18 protein-coding genes and 1 other RNA gene are annotated in these 18213 nt (G+C 60.7%); 7 read left to right on the forward strand and 12 right to left on the reverse strand.

What is annotated here, in order from left to right:
- Positions 1 to 87: 87 nt before the first annotated feature.
- Positions 88 to 540 carry a helix-turn-helix domain-containing protein gene (locus O0879_RS19605; protein WP_289918282.1) on the forward strand — a complete coding sequence of 151 codons (453 nt, stop codon included), beginning with the start codon at positions 88 to 90 and terminating at the stop codon, positions 538 to 540.
- Complete coding sequence (locus tag O0879_RS19610) at positions 537 to 1766, forward strand: D-amino acid dehydrogenase (RefSeq protein WP_289918284.1); 1230 nt, start codon at positions 537 to 539, stop codon at positions 1764 to 1766. The genes O0879_RS19605 and O0879_RS19610 overlap by 4 nt, the downstream gene beginning before the upstream one ends.
- On the opposite strand, the gene O0879_RS19615 is transcribed toward O0879_RS19610, so the two are convergent.
- The 3 genes from O0879_RS19615 to O0879_RS19625 all read right to left on the reverse strand — a co-directional run bounded on the left by O0879_RS19615 (position 1741) and on the right by O0879_RS19625 (position 4924).
- Positions 1741 to 2820 (reverse strand): hypothetical protein, encoded by a 1080-nt coding sequence (locus O0879_RS19615; RefSeq protein ID WP_289918285.1) that lies wholly within the window; start codon positions 2818 to 2820, stop codon positions 1741 to 1743. The genes O0879_RS19610 and O0879_RS19615 overlap by 26 nt on opposite strands.
- 67 nt (positions 2821 to 2887) lie before the next feature.
- Positions 2888 to 3922 (reverse strand): MerR family transcriptional regulator, encoded by a 1035-nt coding sequence (locus O0879_RS19620; protein ID WP_289918287.1) that lies wholly within the window; start codon positions 3920 to 3922, stop codon positions 2888 to 2890.
- A gap of 87 nt (positions 3923 to 4009) precedes the next feature.
- Positions 4010 to 4924, reverse strand: coding sequence for a LysR family transcriptional regulator (locus tag O0879_RS19625; protein ID WP_289918289.1), 915 nt, complete (start codon positions 4922 to 4924; stop codon positions 4010 to 4012).
- A 97-nt stretch (positions 4925 to 5021) separates the two neighbouring features.
- Here O0879_RS19625 and O0879_RS19630 point away from each other — a divergent pair, with 97 nt between their 5' ends.
- Positions 5022 to 6089 (forward strand): SDR family oxidoreductase, encoded by a 1068-nt coding sequence (locus tag O0879_RS19630; RefSeq protein WP_289918290.1) that lies wholly within the window; start codon positions 5022 to 5024, stop codon positions 6087 to 6089.
- Here O0879_RS19630 and O0879_RS19635 read toward each other — a convergent pair.
- The 3 genes from O0879_RS19635 to O0879_RS19645 all read right to left on the reverse strand — a co-directional run bounded on the left by O0879_RS19635 (position 6076) and on the right by O0879_RS19645 (position 8157).
- Positions 6076 to 7083: an SMP-30/gluconolactonase/LRE family protein gene (locus O0879_RS19635; RefSeq protein ID WP_289918292.1), complete on the reverse strand. Its 1008-nt coding sequence runs from the start codon at positions 7081 to 7083 to the stop codon at positions 6076 to 6078. The genes O0879_RS19630 and O0879_RS19635 overlap by 14 nt on opposite strands.
- Positions 7084 to 7159: 76 nt before the next feature.
- Positions 7160 to 7402: a hypothetical protein gene (locus tag O0879_RS19640; RefSeq protein ID WP_289918294.1), complete on the reverse strand. Its 243-nt coding sequence runs from the start codon at positions 7400 to 7402 to the stop codon at positions 7160 to 7162.
- A complete protein-coding gene (locus tag O0879_RS19645) occupies positions 7399 to 8157 on the reverse strand; it encodes a hypothetical protein (protein ID WP_289918296.1) in 759 nt (252 codons plus the stop codon). Before O0879_RS19645 ends, O0879_RS19640 begins: the two co-directional genes overlap by 4 nt.
- Before the next feature lie 272 nt (positions 8158 to 8429).
- On the opposite strand from O0879_RS19645, the gene O0879_RS19650 reads away from it, so the two are divergent.
- From O0879_RS19650 to O0879_RS19665, 4 genes are all read left to right on the forward strand, one after another.
- Positions 8430 to 8672: a hypothetical protein gene (locus O0879_RS19650; protein ID WP_251349934.1), complete on the forward strand. Its 243-nt coding sequence runs from the start codon at positions 8430 to 8432 to the stop codon at positions 8670 to 8672.
- 197 nt (positions 8673 to 8869) lie between these two features.
- On the forward strand, positions 8870 to 10471 hold the full coding sequence (locus tag O0879_RS19655; protein WP_289918298.1) for a sensor domain-containing diguanylate cyclase: 1602 nt from the start codon (positions 8870 to 8872) through the stop codon (positions 10469 to 10471).
- A 109-nt stretch (positions 10472 to 10580) separates the two neighbouring features.
- On the forward strand, positions 10581 to 11417 hold the full coding sequence (locus O0879_RS19660; protein ID WP_289918300.1) for a hypothetical protein: 837 nt from the start codon (positions 10581 to 10583) through the stop codon (positions 11415 to 11417).
- A gap of 13 nt (positions 11418 to 11430) precedes the next feature.
- On the forward strand, positions 11431 to 11880 hold the full coding sequence (locus O0879_RS19665) for a GTP pyrophosphokinase (RefSeq protein WP_289918301.1): 450 nt from the start codon (positions 11431 to 11433) through the stop codon (positions 11878 to 11880).
- Between the two features lie 47 nt (positions 11881 to 11927).
- Here the strand turns inward: O0879_RS19665 and O0879_RS19670 are convergent, their stop codons facing one another.
- The 6 genes from O0879_RS19670 to ubiG all read right to left on the reverse strand — a co-directional run bounded on the left by O0879_RS19670 (position 11928) and on the right by ubiG (position 18146).
- Entirely contained in the window at positions 11928 to 12347 is a 420-nt protein-coding gene (locus tag O0879_RS19670) for a hypothetical protein (protein ID WP_289918302.1), read from the reverse strand.
- 560 nt (positions 12348 to 12907) lie between these two features.
- Positions 12908 to 14902 carry a hypothetical protein gene (locus O0879_RS19675; protein ID WP_289918303.1) on the reverse strand — a complete coding sequence of 665 codons (1995 nt, stop codon included), beginning with the start codon at positions 14900 to 14902 and terminating at the stop codon, positions 12908 to 12910.
- A gap of 411 nt (positions 14903 to 15313) precedes the next feature.
- The gene (locus O0879_RS19680) at positions 15314 to 15913 is read right to left on the reverse strand and encodes a tyrosine-type recombinase/integrase (protein WP_289918304.1); all 600 of its coding nucleotides are present in this window, start codon (positions 15911 to 15913) and stop codon (positions 15314 to 15316) included.
- A gap of 320 nt (positions 15914 to 16233) precedes the next feature.
- Positions 16234 to 16594, reverse strand: a transfer-messenger RNA (tmRNA) gene (gene ssrA, locus O0879_RS19685).
- Positions 16595 to 16677: 83 nt separating this feature from the next.
- Entirely contained in the window at positions 16678 to 17382 is a 705-nt protein-coding gene (locus tag O0879_RS19690) for an HAD-IA family hydrolase (RefSeq protein ID WP_289918305.1), read from the reverse strand.
- 68 nt (positions 17383 to 17450) lie between these two features.
- Positions 17451 to 18146, reverse strand: a complete 696-nt coding sequence (ubiG, locus tag O0879_RS19695) for a bifunctional 2-polyprenyl-6-hydroxyphenol methylase/3-demethylubiquinol 3-O-methyltransferase UbiG (RefSeq protein WP_077400739.1) — start codon at positions 18144 to 18146, stop codon at positions 17451 to 17453.
- Positions 18147 to 18213 lie beyond the last annotated feature (67 nt).

Here is an 18213-nt window from a genome sequence, read left to right on the forward strand (position 1 = left end):
CTGTATGTAAGTGGTTTCAAATTAAAACCAGTTGGAGTCTACGCCGGGAAGTTTTAAAATGCAACCACTCAATCCTGGAGAATGCCCGTGGCCAAGCGCAAGAGCCTGAAAACCGACCCCTGTCCCGTGGCGCGCGCGCTCGACGCGATCGGCGAGCGCTGGTCGCTCCTGATCGTGCGCGACGCCTTCGACGGCATGCGCCGGTTCGGCGAGTTCCAGAAAAGCCTGGGCGTGGCGAAGAACATCCTGGCCGACCGCCTGCACACCCTGGTGGAAGAGGGCATCTTTACGGTTGCCCCCGCCTCGGACGGCACGGCTTACCAGGAATACGTGCTGACTGCCAAGGGACTGGCCCTGTTTCCCGTCATCGTCGGCTTGCGCCAGTGGAGCGAGGCGCAATTGTTCGAAGCGGGCGAGGCGCATTCGACCTTGCTGCAGCGCGCCTCAAGCTTGCCCGTGCGCAGGATGGACGTGCTGGCGCCGGACGGCAGCGTACTGCAGGCGGGCGATACCGTCGTGCACAAGGTGTCGCCACCATGACGCGGGTGGCCGTGCTGGGCGGGGGCATCACAGGCGTCACGACCGCTTACGCGCTGGCGAAACGGGGCGTCAATGTCACCCTGATCGAGCGCCACCGCTACGCCGCCATGGAAACGTCGTATGCGAACGGCGGACAATTGTCGGCCTCGCACGCGGAAGTGTGGAACCACAAGGCAACGATTTTGAACGCCCTGAAATGGATGGCGCGACGCGATGCGCCCTTGCTGCTGCATCCATGGCCCAGCTGGCACAAGCTGAGCTGGTTTGCGCAATTCCTTGCCGCCATGCCCGCCTACGAGCGCAACACCATCGCCACGGCGCGCCTGGCGATCGCCGCGCGCGCACACTTGTTTGCCTGGGCGCAGGAAGAGCATATTGATTTCGATCATCGCCGCGCCGGCATCCTGCACGTCTACCGTGACCGGCGCGGCTTCGAGCGGGCGGCGGGCGTGTCGCGTTTGCTGGCACAGGGCGGACTGGAGCGGCGCGCCGTCACGCGGCAGGAAATGCGCGCCATCGAGCCGACCTTGCAGGGCGACTTTTACGGCGGCTACTACACGGACAGCGATTCCACGGGCGACATCCACAAGTTCACCAGCGGCCTGGCCGACGCCTGCCTGCGCCTGGGCGTGGCTTGCCGCTACGGTGCACAGGTCACCGCGCTGGCGCGCGAACACGGCAAGGTGCGCATCAGCGTGGGAGACGGCGCGGGCGAGGACAGCACCCTGTTCGACGCCGTCGTCATCTGCGCGGGCACGGCCAGCCGCGCCATGGCGGCAATGCTGGGCGACCACGTGAATGTATATCCCGTGAAAGGCTATTCGATCACGGTGCAGCTCGACGACGCAGCCAGCCGCGCGGCGGCGCCGAAGGTCAGCCTGCTCGACGACGCGACCAAGCTGGTCAGCAGCCGCCTGGGCGAAGACCGGCTCAGAGTGGCGGGCACGGCGGAATTCAATGGTTTCAATGACGACATCCGCGCCGACCGCATCCGCCCGCTGGTGCGCTGGGTGGAGCAGTGTTTTCCGGGCATCAATACGCGCAAGGTGATCCCGTGGGCGGGCTTGCGCCCCATGCTCCCGGACATGCTGCCGAAAGTGGGGCCGGGCAAGGCGCCGGGCGTGTACTACAACACGGGCCACGGCCACCTGGGCTGGACCCTGGCGGCCGCCACGGCGGAGATGGTGGCAGAGGTGCTGCTTAGTTCTTCGGCAGCAAATCGCTGAGCGCGGCGCGGCCCTTGACGGTGAGGAAGGGGCCGACCTTGCTGTAGGGTAGCAAAAAGTCGTTTTCGCAGCCGCTGCCGTTCGAGTCTTCCCAGAACGACACGCCTTCCGGCTTCAGGGACAGGTGGAAGCGGCCGCGGCCGTCGTAATCCGTGCCCTTGCATTCGGCATCGATTTTCACGTCCTTGAACAGGGCCTGGCGCAAGCGGTCCGGCAATTCGGCCTTGTCGTCGCCATCGCTGGCGCTGGCGCCAAACCAGTTCCACACGTCCGTTTCCTGACCCGTTTTGACGTCCCAGGTACGGAATTTGATGGAGATGCCGTTGGCGCCATAGCCTGCCGCCCAGCGGTAGAACTTGACCGTCACCCAGCGCGGCGACCAGTAGGTCGGCTCCGCATACACTTCGTCTTCTGTCGTGAAACCGTTGCGGCCCAGGTATTCGCGGCGCGTGGCATAGAAGTCGGCCAGGTCTTTTTTATTTTTTGCCAGCACGGCGCGCAACTGAGCATTGATTTTTGTCACGCCATCGCCGGGCGCGATCAATTCCACGGTGATGGTGTCGCCCACTTGCAGGTTGCGGTATTGCCTGCCTTCGAAGGTGATCGGCTTGCTCGTCTTGGTGCTGGGAAAATCTTCCAGCGCCAGGTTGTAGGCATCGCTGGCGCAGGATGGATGCTCGCGGTCGCCCGCCGCTTCCAGCAGGGTCAGGGCCAGGGGCAGGGTCTTGCCGCTTTTCGGGTCCGCCCAGGTGCCGGTGACTTTGCCATCTTGCGGTGCATTCAAGGACCAGGTGCCCGTCGTGTCGCCCTTGGCGTCGAGTTCCTGCCACAGCGTCTTGCCGTTCTGCTTGGCCAGCATGATCGGCGTCTTGTAGCGCGTGTAGTAATAGTTGCCGCTGCGGTCCGCGCCTTGCGTGGGGCTGGGCTGGTTGAAGCAAGCCACGATATTGGCTTTGCCCACAGTGCCCTGCCACACCCCTTGCACGGGCGGCTCGGCCGCCATGGCGGCATGCAGGGCGGGCAGGGTCAGGCAAGCAAACAGAAAGCGGCGCATCGGTTGTTCCTCTCGTGGGCGAAGGCCGATTCTACATGGCCCCGCCCACGAGATGCCACACGTCAACTTATTTGCCGGGACGCTCCTGCGCCACCACGGCCATCGCCGCGCCCAGGTATTGCAGCATGGCCCCGTCGACGAAGCTGCCTTCCATCAGACGCGGTTCCTGCTGGTGCGCCTGGCGGAATTTCAGCTGCGTGGCCGGGTTCGTGCCTGCATACGAGCGGAACAGGTCCAGCCACTGCCGCGCCAGCGGCAGCACGGCCGGGTCGGTGGGCGGCGTGCGCGCATCCATGGCGGCGCGCACGGCGGCGATCAGGGCCGGCCACTCGCCCGAGCGCCTGCCGTAGTTGGCCATCAGGTACGCGTATTCCTGCTCATCGAGGAAAGGTTGATACAGCGCAATGCGCGAGGTATTGAAGGCGGCGATGATGAATTGCATCATGTCCGCATCGACGCTGGTCGTCGCTTGCATCGATGGTTCCTGCTCGTGCATGCTGTTCAGGCGCGCGAACAGGCCCGGGTGGGCGCCCGTGTCGCGCACCAGCTTGACCATCCATTCCGTGGCCAGCGCTTGTGCTTGCGCATCGCCGGGGCCGGCGCCCGCCTCCTTGACGGCGCGCACCCTCGCTACCAGTGCTTTCCATTCCTGTTCCACGGCGCTATCTGTCAGCAGCGGCAGCTGTTGCAGTTCTTCGGGACTAAAGTATTTGTCGTACATGGTCATTAACTCCATAGTGGTAAGCCACTCGGCCAGTTCCGGCGCCTGCCCCTGCGCCAGTTGCGCCTGCAGGGTGCGCAGGCGTTCGCGCAAGGTGGAAGCTTGCGCGATCTGGTGTTCCAGCATGGCGATCTGCTGCGCCACGATGGAATGCAAAGGCAGGTCCGGGCCGGCGAGGGCGTTGGCGATATCGGCCAGCGACAGCCCGAACTTGCGCAGTGCCATGATCCGGTGCAGCCGGTCCATGTCGCCGTGCTGGTACAGGCGGTAGCCAGCTTGCGTGCGCGCCGAGGGCGAGAGCAGACCGATGCTGTCGTAGTGGTGCAGGGTGCGGATGCTCAAGCCTGTCATCCTGGCCAGTTCACCGATTTTCAACAGCATGGGGTACTCCTTTCCGGGTGCGTGCAAGCAGAATCGCACCTGACGTAACGTCAGGGTCAAGCGGAATTTTCAACTGAATCAACTGAATCAACTGATCGTCAGCCGCTGCCGCAGTTCCTGCAGCAGGGTGCCTGTTTTCGGCGTCAGCTGGCGCGCCAGCGGCCACGCCAGGTACAGGGGCAAGCCTTGCGTGGCCAGTGCCGGCAGCACCGCCACGATGGCGCCCGTGGCCAGGTGCTCGTGCACCAGCCACGTGGCCAGCTGCGCCACGCCAAGGCCGGCCAGTACGGCGGCCGTGCGCGCTTCCGCGTCGCCCACCGTCATGCGGGGAGATGCCAGGCGGTGCTCGACCTGCCCGCCCGTGGCGACGTCAGGAAAGACCCACGGCATGGGCGAACCATCGCCGCGTCCGTAGGCGATGCAGTCATGGCCATCCAGATCCGCGATGGACGCGGGCGTGCCGCGCCGCGCCAGGTAGCTGGGCGCCGCGCACAGGATCAGCTGTTCGTCGCCCAGGTGCATCTGGCCCAGCGCGGCCGGCCAGTGCGAGGGCGCGCCGATGCGCACGGCGATGTCGATGCGCTCTTCGAACAGGTCGACAAAGCGGTCGCTGAAGGCGATCGACGGCTGCAGGCGCGGATACTGCGCGCACAGCTCCAGCAGCGCAGGCATCACGCGCAGGCGGCCATACGAGGCGGGTACGCCGATGCGCACCTTGCCCGCCAGCTCCGTCGCATGCTCGCCCAGCACGTCTTCCGCATCCATCAGTTCCTGCAGCACGCGCTTGCAGGTGGCGTAGTAGGCGCGGCCCGCGTCGCTCAGTTTCAGCCGGCGCGTGCTGCGCTCGAACAGCAGCACGCCCAGCCGCTCTTCCAGCCGCGCCACGCTCTTGCTGACGGCCGAGCTGCTCAGGTGCAGGTGCTCGGCCGCCCTGGTAAAACTGCCCGCGTCGGCCGTGGCGAGAAACGGTGTGAGGCCCTTGAGATGTTCCGATGAAAACATGATTCGCGAATTTTATTCATGAATAAGGGGAAATAGTATCGCGGATAAGAATTGATGGCGCGGATATGATGTTTTTTTCTTTCGGAGGCTTTCTCTCATGCAAAAACACGCTCTCATCATCGGCGCCAGCGGCATCATCGGCAACAATCTGGCCACGCACTTGCTGGCGCAGGGCTGGCAAGTGACGGGCGTCTCGCGCGGCCGTACGCCCGTGCCGGCAGGCTGCACTTCCCTGCAATTGGATGCCACGGATGGCGCGGCAGTAAACGCCGCCCTGGCGGGCCTGGACGCCAGCCACGTCTTTTTCACGGCCTGGGCACGTCAGGCAAACGAGCAGGAAAACATCCGCGTCAACGGCGCCATGGTGGCCAATGTGCTGGCCGCGCTGGGACCGGCCGGCCACTTGCGCCATGCGGCGCTGGTGACGGGCCTCAAGCATTACCTGGGACCGTTCGATGCGTATGGCAAGGGCAGCGTGCCCGTCACGCCATTTCGCGAAGAGCAGGGCCGGCAGGCGGTCGAGAATTTCTACTATGCTCAGGAAGACCGGTTGTTCGAAGCGGCCGCGCAGTACGGATTTACGTGGAGCGTGCACCGCCCGCATACCATCATCGGCTATGCGCTGGGCAATGCCATGAACATGGGATTAACTTTGGCCGTGTATGCGCACCTGTGCAAGGCCAGCGGCCAGCCCTTTGTCTTTCCGGGTTCGCCCGCGCAATGGCACGGCCTGTCCGACATGACGGACGCGGGCCAGATCGCGCGCCACCTGGCGTGGGCAGCGGACAGCCCCGCCGCGCGCAACGAGGACTTCAATATCGTCAATGGCGACGTGTTCCGCTGGAAGTGGCTGTGGCCCCGCCTGGCCGCGTATTTCGGTATCGAGGCGGCGGACTTGCCCGAGACGACGGCGCCGCTGGCCGGCCGCATGCAGGACGCGCCCGCCCAATGGCGCGCCATCGCGCAGCAGCATGGCCTGGCGGAGCCTGACATTGGCCGCCTCGCTTCCTGGTGGCATACGGATGCCGACCTGGGCCGGCCGATGGAAGTGATGACGGACATGGGCAAGAGCCGCAAGGCCGGCTTCCCCGATTACCAGGATACGCAAGACGCCTTCTTCAACCTGTTCGAGAAGTTGAAGGCGGAGCGCGTCATTCCGCGCTGACGGACTCCGCGGCAGCCGGTGGCGGGGCTGCCGCCGCTGCCGCCGCATTGGCCGCATTTACTTTATGCTGCTGCGCCCGCTGCCATTCCAGGCCCGGGCGGTCGACGCGAAATTGCAGCAGCCGTCCCTGCACCACTTCCGTCACGTACGCCGTGCGGCCATCGGGGCCGCCGAAGGTGATGTTACTCGGCTTGGAGCCGGGCACGCTGATCTCGCGCAAGATGCGGCCTTGCGGCGACAATTTGACCACGCTGCCCTTGCCGTAGCGCGTCACGTACAGGTTGCCGTCGACATCCACGCGCATGCCGTCCATGCCGAAATCGTCGAACTTGATCAGCAATCGCTTGCCGCTCAGGCTGCCGTCCGCGGCGATGTCGTACATCCAGATATTGCGCTGCACGCTTTCATTCACATACAAGATCTTGCCGTCGGGACTCACCTCGATGCCGTTGGCCGTGCCCATGGTGTCGAGCGCCAGGGTCACCGTGCCGTCCTGCGCGATGCGCCACACGCGGCCCGTGTTTTCCTTCCAGTTCGGGTCGCTTGCATACAGCACGTCATCGGCCGTGATGGCGATGTCGTTCGGCTGCGTCATGCGCGGTTCGCGCGCGTGGATGGTAAGCGCGCGCGTGGCCGGGTCGACCAGGTAAATCGTGTGTTCCATGTAGTCGGCCAAATACATCTGCCCGCGGCTGCCGAAGCGGATGCCGTTGGCGATGCTGGTGCCAGGCAGGGTCAGGTACACCTCGCCCATGCCGCCCGGGCTGACCTTGCCGATGGTTTGCTGGCGCGCAAAGTTGACGGCATAGATATTGCCATCCGCATCCACGGCCGGGCCTTCGATGCCCTTGGTGAAGGAGTGCGCGGGCGTGAGGGTGGTGGCGAGGAACAGCGTTTCGTGCGCGGGCGGGCTGGCGCAGGCGGACAGGTTGGCCAGCGCGGCGGCCAGCACGGCCGTGCGCAGCGACGGCAGGGCGTATCGGGAATGGGGCATCGGGTGTTCTCTGTATGGCAAAGGTGGCGTATGTTACCCGACGCGCGCCGACGCAGGCGCCGGGCTAGGTTGCCACCTAGGCCGCCACCACGACGAGGTCGGGGAAGTCGTCCTGCCAGCCGTCCCATTCGTCTTGCAGATGGGCGTGCATGCCGGCCCGGTCTTGCGCCTGATCAAAGGTGTCGGCGCTGGCCAGCAGGAAGCGGGCGATGGCGCGCAGGGTGGCCGGGTCGGCCTGGATGGTCACGTCGGAGCAGGGCAGGGGCCGCTCGGCGGCGGCGTCCTGCAGATAGCAGTGCAGCGATAAATGTGTGGTCATGGGTGTCGGTGGCTGATATAGGCGCCCAGCATGGCGTGTGCGTTCAGCGCGGTGCGGGCGGCGTCCAGTTCCTCGGGCGGCAGGTACCAGAAAGTCAAGCCGGCATGCTCTTCGCAGCGGCCATACGCCTGCATCGCGTCGCGCAGCGCTTGCCGGCGCTCGGGCGGCAGCGCATCCAGTCTGGCCTGCGTGAAACCGTTGATCGGATATACATCGCGCAGGTGCGAATCTAGCAGCCCGCGCCGCTTGATGGCGGCCCAGTTATTTGCGGGGCAAGGAGTGCCAAAGGTCATCGGATGGGCTTCATCGATCTGCCGGTAGCCGAGTGCGTAGCCGGTGCCATAGCCCTGCGTTTCAGCGTAGCAGTACACATATTCGCAATGCTCAAACAGGCCGGGTATGGCCCGGGCACCGTCGAACAACGGCATCAGCGCAAGCTTGCTGGCGCGTATGGACAGAACCAGCTCCGAGCCCGATGAATACATGGCCTGCGCGTCGCAGTTGACGGCCTCGTCAGCTTCGTCGGGCGGCACGAGACGCGGCGAAAGCAGTCCGATGCCGTCGGTCTCTGGCGCGAACAGCATCTTCTCGTAATTTCGCTGTGAGAACTTGACGATCTTGCCGCGCTTGTTGCCGTAGCGCTCGACGGGTTCGCCGATGTGCGCGAACCAGGCGAACAGCTGTGCGCTGGCCGCGGCGGCAATGAAGGGGGTATTTTTCTTGAATTCGCCAACGAGGAAGTGATATTGGTCCATGTGTCGCCAGAGTAAATGGGTAACGCGCATGATGCCATGTGCGGGAACGTGCGGCTAGCGCGCACGCGAGGAATGGCGCAGGTCTGGATGCACGGTGACGTAGCAGGACGGGTGGAATGGAAAAAGATGCGCGACAGGACGGCGCAATGGCCGGGTTGAGGCGTATGATGGAAATACGGATGTGGTTGCCGCAATGCAGTGCGACCGGCATGGGCCGCATGTCTTGCAGGTTTTTTTCGTGGTTTTGGCAGCAATAACAACGAGGAGACATCATGGACAAACCCGAATTCATCCTGGCCGCCAAGGCCATGGAAACCCTTGAGATGTATCAAACGTTTTACGGGCACTCCAGCGAATACCAGGCGCACCAGCAGGAAGTGTTGAAACTGCTGCGCCACAAGGGCGCCTCCCTGCTGGTGTCGGACCATGGCCCGGCGAAGTTCTTGCTGGCGTTTGCCGATGCGCTGGAGGTGTCGGGCTTGCCGGGGGAATACGTGCCGTTGAGCCGGCGGTAGGGCGGGCGCTGCCTGTCAGCCGCATGTGCCGTTGAGAAAAGAGCGAGCACCATGGCGCAGCAGGCAAAGTGATTCTTCATCCATGCCCCCTGACAAGTGCAGTGGTAATTTTTTTGTATCTTGTTTGTGACGATGTGTGAGTATGTTGCTGCCTATTTGGTGCACACTTTGCGGCATGTCAATCCGGGAGTGTCGCCATGATCAGGTCACGCAGCTTGCCGCCACGCTTGTTGGGAGCAGGTTTCCGTGGATTTTCCTTGCTGCCGCTGGCCATCTCATTTGTCGTGCTGGTGTGCCTGTCGCTCCTGGCGATCCAGTTCTGGATGACCTTGCGCGCACGGGAAGTACAGCTGAGTGAGGCGGCCCGCGAAAGCGCCAATCTGGCGCAATCTGTTGCACAGCATGCCTATGACACCATCAAGGAAGCCGATACGGTGCTGGTCGGACTGGTGGAGCGGGTGGAAACAGACGGTGTTTCCGATCTTGAATTGGCCCGCATGCACAAATTGCTGGTCACCCGTGTCGCTGAGCTGCGCCAGTTGCACGGCATCTTCATCTATGCCAGGGATGGCAGCTGGCTCGTGAATTCGCAGAAAACGCTGTTGAGCAATCTGAATAATTCTGATCGGGATTATTTCAACTACCATCGAACGCATGAGGAGCGGGGGCCCTATGTCGGACCTCCCGTGCGCAGCAAATCAACGGGGCAATGGATAGTCACGGTATCACGGCGAATCAATATGCCCGACGGAAGTTTCGGCGGCGTGGCGCTGGCGACCATCGACATGAATTATTTCAGGTTGTTTTATGAACGCTTTTCGATAGGGAAAAAAGGCGCCATTTTCATTGCGAATGGAAAAGGCATTCTTTTATTGCGAAGGCCTTTCGATGAAAGCCTGTTGGGACGCGATATTTCGCAATTCCCCGTGTTCCACGATTATTTGCCCAAAAGTCCCGTTGGCACGGCCGTGATCAAGTCGGGCGTCGATGGCGTGACGCGTATCAATAGCTATCGAAGGGTCGAGGAATACCCACTGGTGGTCTCTGCCGCACTGTCACAGGATGAAGTCCTCGCTTCGTGGCGTCTCGACACGATTTTACAGAACGCGGTGGGTGGCGTGCTGGTGCTGCTGATTGCCTTCATCGGATACCGCGTGGTGCGGCAAATCGATTTGCGGGTCAAGAGCGAGGCTGGATTGCTCGAGGCGCGCAATGAGCTGGAATTGATCAATGAAACCCTGGCCCGCCTTGCCAACCAGGATGGATTGACGGGGCTGGCGAACCGGCGCCACTTCGACCAGTCGCTGCTTGCCGAGTTCAGCCGTGCGCAGCGTGAAGACGGCTCGCTTGCGCTGGTATTGATCGATGTCGACTTCTTCAAGCAATACAACGATATCTATGGCCATGTGGCCGGCGACGAGTGCCTGAGAAAAATCGGCAAAGTGGTCGGCTACAGCATGCGCAGGCCGGGCGACCTGGCGGCACGCTATGGTGGCGAGGAAATGGTCATTTTATTGCCTGGAACGGATTTGCCGGGCGCCCTGGCGGTGGCGGAAGGCGTTCGCCAGGCAGCGCAATCGCTGGGCGTCGAGCATCGGGGCAATCCCCTTGGCGTGGTGACGGTCAGCGTCGGCGTGGCGGCTTTCATGCCGACGCACCTGGAAAACCAGGCGGTCGAACTGGTTGAACTCGCTGATACGGCACTGTACAAGGCCAAGGCATCCGGCAGAAATCAAGTCTGTTATGCCTCGCCTTGCGAGCCGGCCGAGCAGGCCGCGACTGCTTTTGCGTTTCGATAGCGATTGCTGACGGCTGAGGAAGGGGCGCGCGTGCGCCAGCCTTGTCCATGTACAATCGGCAACATCCGGATCGACGTATCCGCCCCTTCATTGCGGAGTACGCCTGAGCGTGACACAAACATTGCAAACCTGGCTGCTGGCCTGGCGGGAAGCCTTCACGTGCATCGGCCTGGGATTGCGCGATGCGCGTCATGCGGGGCTGTGGTGGCGCTCCGCGCTGTGGTGCATGGCGGTCGTGGCCCTGTGGCTGGGGCTGTATGGTTGCTTCGGCCGTTTTTTTGTCGAGCTGAGCGCCATGCTGGCGCTGGTATCGGTTACCGGCTTGCTGGGCCTGGGCGTGATGGATGGCGTCGGGACACTGGCCAACGGGCCTGCCACGCTTTCGCAGATGGGTAGTATCGCCGGCGGCCTGGGCAGCGCCGCCAAGGCCCTGCTGTCGATCGGCCAGATCGCTCTGGCCTTGCTGGCGCTGGCCACCTTGTTCTATGTCATGGTCTTTATCGTCGGCGCCATCGGCACGGCGCGTTTGCCGCTGCGCTGGTTGTTGCTGGAACAGGCCAAGACTGTAGCGGCACGCCGCTATGCCCCGTGGCAACCTCCGGCCGGCCTGGAGCTGCCCGCCCCGCGCCCCGTCTGGCGGCGCCTGTTGCTGCTGCTTTCCCTGCTGATTCCCGTGTGGGCCATGTGCGTGCTGGTGTCGTACCTGCTGGCCTGGAATGTCCGGATGATCTACGGCGCGGCGGCCGAAGACGTGCTCGGCGCAGAACAGCAAGCGGCGTTGCGCCGCGCACAGCGCCCGGCGATTGCGGCCCTGGGTCTGCTGCTGTGCTTGCTGATGCTGATACCGGTGCTCAATTTACTGGTGCCAGCCTTGCTGTGCAGCAGCGTTTGCCATTTGCAGCGCCGCGGCTGGCGCACAACGGGGTCAGCAACCAACGTGGACTGAACAAGGAGTAAACATGAGTGAACACGCAAGACGCGGCACCCTGGAACGCGCGATTGAAATCGCCGCCGCCACCCATGCCGGCCAGACGGACAAGGGCGGCGCGCCATACATACTCCACCCCTTGCGCGTCATGCTGCGCGTCGCCCCTGGCGCCCAGCAAATTGTCGCCGTACTGCATGATGTGGTGGAAGACAGCGATGGAAAAATCACCTTCGACGACCTGGCGCGCGAAGGATTTTCCCGGGGAGTCATCGACGGCGTGCGCGCCGTGACCAAGATCGAGGGCGAGTCGTACGAGGATTTCATCGCCCGCGCAGCCCTGAATCCGGTCGGCAAGGCCGTCAAGCTGGCGGATCTGGCTGAGAACAGCGATTTGTCGAGGATAGGGGAGCCGACGCAGAAGGATTTGGAGAGGGTGGAGAAGTATCGGAGGGCTGTTCAGCGACTAATGTCGCAGGAGTGATTCTTGAATGTAGAGATCGTGTCCGGGCGGCAGATCTGCCCCCGGGGTCACCGGGTGCGGCCAAGAGCCTTGCGGATGGCCTGCTCGACAGGACGGTCTATCAGCGCCAGGACGATGACCACGACAGTGGTCACAATCAGTCCGGCCAGTAAATCAGAGTCAGGGAAAAGTTGCTGATTGGCGATGGCACCGGGCACGGTTGCTCGTTTCCAGACAAGGAGCATCAGGGCGGTGCCAGCGGCGAGCAGCATGGCCGGTCGACGATGGTGCAAGCGGGCGATTTGTCCCATCAGCAGCAGCGCGATACCCCACGCAAAAGGATAGAAGCCGTGGTCGAACAGGATCATGCGCTCATCATAGTATGCGCCCGTGTACCAGGCAAAACGGGAGAGGCCGAAAAGACCATAGACGACGAGGGCCACGGCTAGCACGAGGAAACTGGAGGAAAGCAGGCGAGCAATTTTCATGGTTTGGGTTTCTCTGCCAATGCCTTGAGATAGCGCAGATCAGCTGGCCCTTCTGTTTGGTTACTTGGATAGTCTTGTCTTTGCTGAATATGGCTCGCTGGCCGTGTTTGTAGTTTTACTCGCTATTTTTCTCGCCGCCGGCGTGGCTTGCCGGGCCACCTTTGCGTATGATTTTACCGGCTAAAGGGCGAGGGGCAGGTCCGCCATTCGTACACGGCCTGAGCAGCTCATGTTGTTGTTAGGAAAAACCGCCTGCGGCGCAAAACCTAGCCAGACGAATCGGAGAGGGTTGCGCTTGCAAGCGCAACCCGGTTTTGCGGCTATCGGACGAGCAGTGCTCGTCCCCCGCAAAACCCCCGCGTCCGTACCGGACGCGGATTCGACGCCCGCGTTCTGCATGCATGGAATTAATAAAAAGGGCCTCCCCGCCAAAACGGGGAAGCCCTTTTATTTATTCAGTGGTGGAGACGGCGGGAATCGAACCTACCGTAAACATAGATTCCTTCGGTATCTTGAGGGTTTGGTTGTCAAAATACTGACAATAGAGCTTTGTTAAGATTTTAGTCACTAAGTGAAACAAGATCGGCAATTCGAGCATGGACATTTCCTGTCGGATGTGCTAAGCCAGTGATGGGATCTTGGCGAAATACCTTTTGACCAGGTGATTTTTCGAAGACTCCAGCTGCCGCAAGGAAAGCGTCATTTCCAAAGCGCAACCCACGTCTACGCGTAGGATCGTAGGCGTCGAAGTATGATGGATTTCGCATAGGGGCCGCCTTGCAAAAATAGCTAACTTGTTGCTTGGTTAAGTTGGCTTTTTCGCATGATTTCTCACTCCACGGTATATTGTGCTCATCAGAGTCACGCCATTGCCATCGGATTAAATCACCTGTAGAACAATTGTCGCCTTCGCAAACATCAGTGTCACAGAGGCCGCGCCCCTCGAACGCAGTAGCGGTGTCTATCGTACGCCATAAACCTATGTTTTTCTTCTGCGCTTCGCGTAATGGGGTGATGTAGTCTTCCTTGAGTCTGTCGAGGTTATTGATGATAGCTCCAAAACGTGCACCTTCATGAATTGCTCGTTCCCCAACAAGCGTCTGCAGAGGCATAAATCCGTCTGCAGTTCGTAGCGTGCAAGATGTGCGAGCCTCGGGGGTTGCGACACTTTCAGCAGAAAGGATGAACGGGTACAGCGCCAGTTGCGTGGATTCTTCCTTGACCCCAACTCTGGCCAATGCCAATCGGACATTGGAGTACAGTCCTTCAAAATGTGGAAAAGCAGCTCCTGCTTGCTCAGGCGTCAAAGGATGCATGGCTTTGGTTACCGCGGCATTGAGAATTGGAGATAGAAAAGGAAGCCTAATTTTCAATTCTTGTGGACGCAAAACCCACATAACGATACTGCTGAATCCGGCATCGTTTCCACCAACCATCAACAGCAGATCATCGACTTGATGTCGCACCTTAGTGCATTGAGGCGTATAGACCTTCTTGAAGAAAGTGGAGTGATTAACTTGGATTTTTTCGCCCCCAATACCGTTCAATGTAGCATCATTTGACTTTTCGCATACCAAATGAGAAAGTGAACTGATCTGTGAGTGACGTAATCGAGTGATTTTAGTATTCACGCGATCGACGGTGCCTAGTGCGTAGCCTGCTCCTGGTGGGTTTTCCTGCCGAGTCAGGATGCCGTCGTAAACCTCCGCCCCAGAGCAGGCAAATGATGCGAACTGAACCACTTCATGGGGATTCATTACTGCTCTGCGGAGAGCTGTCAGGGCGGGCCAAGACATGAGGGATCGATGGCATGCATCATCGAGCCATCGTGCACCATTCGTCGGGGAACTGTCTTTAAGCCGGAAGTTACCTTTTCCAATAGGTAAGATCATCCATTTTTCAGGAACGGTGTGCTCGCTGCTGCCTAGAATTGCAGGATGGTCAGGATTGCCCTCGCCTGAAGCAAATGAATCTCCCATAGCAACCACAAGACGGGAGCGAGTCTTTACGCGAGTTGCAGGCAACAGAGCTAGGCCATTTCTGTCCAGAAGTCGCAACTCATAGGTCTTGGTAATATCAATGGGAAGTGCAGGTGAGTATGCGCAGTCCGCGTCGACACGCTTGGTGATTGACTCCGCCATCAAGTCCTTGAGTTCCCATTGACAGTTCTGGCCCACGATCGACGATTGAGCCACGATTGAATTCCTCGTTCGCATCAATTCCGGTTCAGCATACGTGCCTGAAACTGGCTGCCAAGCGGTTTCGGAAACGACTGGGAAAACGTCCCGTAACTTCTGGGTAAACCCTTTTGTGTCTACGGTATCGCCTGCACTTCCATTAGCATTCCATAAACGATCGCCAGAGGGATTTTCGGTAGTGCGAATACCCGCAATTCGTGCAAAATAAACATCTTTAAGGAATAAAGGAAATCTATTCACTACCTGCCATGTGACTTCCGTAGTGGGCGAGGGTTGTGCAAATGAAGTGGTGGTAAATAAAGTGCAGGTAAGTGCCATGCATCCCATGGCCAAAGTGCGACTATTTCTCTTCAACATACCGCTCTCCTCATTAATGAAGTAAAACGTATTGATTTGATAATGAATGGCAGGCAAAGATCAAAGATTTGTCAGCAAGCGGTAAAACTGGTGGAGATTCTAGCTTAAATTAATTTGCTTTTTGTTATTTTTTTTGTGGCTGTAGAGAGGCGTTTTCTGCCCCTCTGTTAGGGGAGTTATTAATGTGTGAAAACCAACTATCAGATGAGAACTCGGTACTAGAGCTAATCCTTAAGTTCCGAAAACACTTTCTGCTTTTGATCCAGCAGTTTGATCGGCATCCGGCATCCACCGTCCGTACACCCGCGCTATCATCGTCCAATCCGCATGCCCCATCTGCTTTGCAACCCACATTGGGTGCTCACCGGCCGAAAGCATCATGCTGGCATAGGTATGACGGTCTGATATGGGTTACGATATCGAATGCCAGCCCCCTTGCAGGACGCCGGTCCATAATGTTTTTCGGATCGGCTGGTCACCTTTCCAGCGCCGTTCCAGGCGTGGATTTTGAAAGACTTCCTCTCCATTGGCCCAGATGAACGCCTTTTGCTCCTGCAGCGCATGCATGGCTCGCTCCAGCAACTTGACTTCGCGACGACCGGCGTTCGTTTTCGTGCTCTCTGCCGCTTTGGAATGCTGTGTGAGAGCACGCGTCACCAACACAACGCCGCGCACGAAGTCCACATCGACCCAGTCCAGTGCCACCAGCTCAGACGTGCGCAGGCCGGTCCAGAAGGCAAACTGCAACAGGTTGCGCCCCTGGCCGGTTGCTTGCGTCAGAATTGTCGCCTGCTCCTCTTTCGTGAATGGGGCGATATCGTCCTTCGATTGCGGCGCCTCGACCTTGGAATAGCACCAGCGCGCCAGCGGATTGACCTCGATCAGCTCGTCCTCTATCGCGTCGTCCAGCGCCTTGCGCAGTACGCTCTGGATGTTCGCCATGGTTTTGTTGGTCGCGGTCATGGGCTCCAGCTTCGCCCGCACGTCTTTCTTGCGCAACGCCGACAGCATGATGGTGCCGAACCAGGGGATCAGCTGGCCAACGACGATCTTGCACGGGCAAGGGTCTGGTCCGCCATTCGTACACGGCCTGAGCAGTTCATGTTGTCGCTAGGAAAAACCGCCTGCGGCGCAAAACCTAGTCAGACGAATCGGAGAGGGTTGCGCTTGCAAGCGCAACCCGGTTTTGCGGCGCCGAGCTGTGCTCGCCGAAGCCCCGCAAAACCCCCGCGCCCGTACCGGACGCGGATTCGACGCCCGCGTTCTGCATGCATGGAATAAATAAAAAGGGCCTCCCCGCCAAAACGGGGAAGCCCTTTTTATTTATTCAGTGGTGGAGACGGCGGGAATCGAACCCGCGTCCGCAAGCACTCCACAGACAGTTCTACATACTTAGCACTATCATTTAATTTAACTCAGCCAGCACGGATGTGCACGTTATGGGCAAGCGAGTTACCTATTATTTAGTCGGACGCTAAGTAACCCAGCATACGACGAGTCCCTGTAAATGACTCTAGAGCTTTTGACGGCCCACCCCAGGGACGAGGTGTTCTAGAGCTAACAGCGATTAAGCTGCCAGTGCGTACGAGTTATCGTTTGCAGTTAAGTTTTTTCAGGTTGTATTTACGAGGTAGCCCGCCCTCGGTATGCCCTGCGCTGCTTTGCAACCCACGTCGAAACCAGGTCGTCCCCACAGAACCTTCATTGTAGCGCAATCCGCCCACTCTTGCATGGTGCATTCGCTTGCTGGTGTGCCAGATCAAGCGCAGGCCGATTTATGCCGCCAATTGCCGCGCCTGCGCCGCCTTCACTACCGCGCTGACCAGCTCGAGCAGCGCATGCGGGGTATCCAGCAGGTGGTCGGCGTTCCAGTGCTGCGGTTCGACGGGGCCGCAGTAGCCCCAGGCGCAGGCCACCGTGCGCATGCCGGCGGCGCGGCCGGCCTGGATGTCGCGCAGGTCGTCGCCCACGTACCAGCAGTCTTGCGGCGCCAGATCCAGGCGGCGCGCCGCTTCCAGCAGGGGGGCGGGATGCGGTTTCGGGTGAGACATGGTGTCGCCCGAGATCACGCAGCCGGCGGCGCCCAGGCCGATCTGGCCGACCAGCGGGTCGGTGAAGCGGGCGGCCTTGTTGGTGACCACGCCCCAGGCCAGGCCCAGGGCTTGCAGGCCTTCCAGCAGGGCGGGGATGCCGTCGAACAGGCGGCTTTCCACGGCCAGGGCCGCTTCGTAATTGTTCAGGAATCCGTCTTTCAGGGCTTCGTAGCCGCTTTCGCCGGGGCCGATGCCATAGGACGCGACTATCATGCCGCGCGCGCCGGCCGAGGCCGTGGGGCGCAGGACGTCATACGGGGTCGGCGCCAGGCCGGCGCGCGCGCGCAGCAGGTTGATGGCCGCCGCCAGGTCGGGCGCGGTGTCGGCCAGGGTGCCGTCGAGGTCGAACAGGATGGCGCGCGGGGCTGGCAGATGGTCAGTGATCATGGCGGACAAAGTGTGTCAAGTAGGAATGAAAAATGGCGGCCGCAGCCGCCTTGTACTGTGCGTGATGGTTACAGCGGCCGGGTGCAGGCCACCAGATAATTGACGCTGGTATCGCTATTAAGTGAGTAAATCTTGGTCAGCGGATTGTAGCCCATGCCGCGCATGCTGTTGACGTCCAGGCCGGCGCTGCGCACGTATTGCGACAGTTCGGACGGGGTGATGAATTTGTCATAGTCATGCGTGCCTTTCGGCAGCAGGCGCAGCAGGTATTCGGCGCCCAGGATGGCAAACAGGTACGCTTTCGGGTTGCGGTTCAGGGTCGACAGGAAGACGTGGCCGCCCGGCTTCACCAGCGCGGCGCAAGCCTTGACGATGGCGGCGGGGTCCGGCACGTGCTCGAGCATTTCCATGCAGGTCACGACGTCGTACTGGCCTGCCTCTTCCTCGGCCATGGCTTCGGCGGCGATCAGCTTGTAGCGCACCTTGGCGCCCGATTCCAGGCTGTGCAGGTCAGCCACTTTCAGGGCCTTGTCGGACAGGTCGATGCCCGTCACGTCGGCACCCTTGCGGGCCATCGATTCGGCCAGGATACCGCCGCCGCAGCCGATGTCGATCACGCGCTTGCCGGCCAGCGGCACTTTCGCGTTGATCCATTCCAGGCGCAGGGGGTTAATTTCGTGCAGGGGACGAAACTCGGAAGTGGGGTCCCACCAGCGGTGGGCCAGCTCACTGAATTTTTGGATTTCGAGAGGGTCGGCGTTCATAGGTCGAATAATAGCGGCAATTTTACAATTGGGCAGCCACGGACGAAAAAAAACCCCGCCGTGGCGG

It is taken from the genome of Janthinobacterium sp. SUN120 (genome assembly GCF_030397735.1).
Lineage (GTDB): Bacteria > Pseudomonadota > Gammaproteobacteria > Burkholderiales > Burkholderiaceae_D > Janthinobacterium > Janthinobacterium kumbetense.

Excerpts from the sequence above, each read along its gene's own strand:
- O0879_RS19610 (WP_289918284.1), top strand. The coding sequence starts at position 537 with ATGACGCGGGTGGCCGTGCTGGGCGGGGGCATCACAGGCGTCACGACC.
- O0879_RS19615 (WP_289918285.1), bottom strand. The coding sequence starts at position 2,820 with ATGCGCCGCTTTCTGTTTGCTTGCCTGACCCTGCCCGCCCTGCATGCC.
- O0879_RS19620 (WP_289918287.1), bottom strand. The coding sequence starts at position 3,922 with ATGCTGTTGAAAATCGGTGAACTGGCCAGGATGACAGGCTTGAGCATC.
- O0879_RS19625 (WP_289918289.1), bottom strand. The coding sequence starts at position 4,924 with ATGTTTTCATCGGAACATCTCAAGGGCCTCACACCGTTTCTCGCCACG.
- O0879_RS19630 (WP_289918290.1), top strand. The coding sequence starts at position 5,022 with ATGCAAAAACACGCTCTCATCATCGGCGCCAGCGGCATCATCGGCAAC.
- O0879_RS19635 (WP_289918292.1), bottom strand. The coding sequence starts at position 7,083 with ATGCCCCATTCCCGATACGCCCTGCCGTCGCTGCGCACGGCCGTGCTG.
- O0879_RS19640 (WP_289918294.1), bottom strand. The coding sequence starts at position 7,402 with ATGACCACACATTTATCGCTGCACTGCTATCTGCAGGACGCCGCCGCC.
- O0879_RS19645 (WP_289918296.1), bottom strand. The coding sequence starts at position 8,157 with ATGGACCAATATCACTTCCTCGTTGGCGAATTCAAGAAAAATACCCCC.
- O0879_RS19650 (WP_251349934.1), top strand. The coding sequence starts at position 8,430 with ATGGACAAACCCGAATTCATCCTGGCCGCCAAGGCCATGGAAACCCTT.
- O0879_RS19655 (WP_289918298.1), top strand. The coding sequence starts at position 8,870 with ATGATCAGGTCACGCAGCTTGCCGCCACGCTTGTTGGGAGCAGGTTTC.
- O0879_RS19665 (WP_289918301.1), top strand. The coding sequence starts at position 11,431 with ATGAGTGAACACGCAAGACGCGGCACCCTGGAACGCGCGATTGAAATC.
- O0879_RS19670 (WP_289918302.1), bottom strand. The coding sequence starts at position 12,347 with ATGAAAATTGCTCGCCTGCTTTCCTCCAGTTTCCTCGTGCTAGCCGTG.
- O0879_RS19675 (WP_289918303.1), bottom strand. The coding sequence starts at position 14,902 with ATGTTGAAGAGAAATAGTCGCACTTTGGCCATGGGATGCATGGCACTT.
- O0879_RS19680 (WP_289918304.1), bottom strand. The coding sequence starts at position 15,913 with ATGCTGTCGGCGTTGCGCAAGAAAGACGTGCGGGCGAAGCTGGAGCCC.
- O0879_RS19690 (WP_289918305.1), bottom strand. The coding sequence starts at position 17,382 with ATGATCACTGACCATCTGCCAGCCCCGCGCGCCATCCTGTTCGACCTC.
- ubiG (WP_077400739.1), bottom strand. The coding sequence starts at position 18,146 with ATGAACGCCGACCCTCTCGAAATCCAAAAATTCAGTGAGCTGGCCCAC.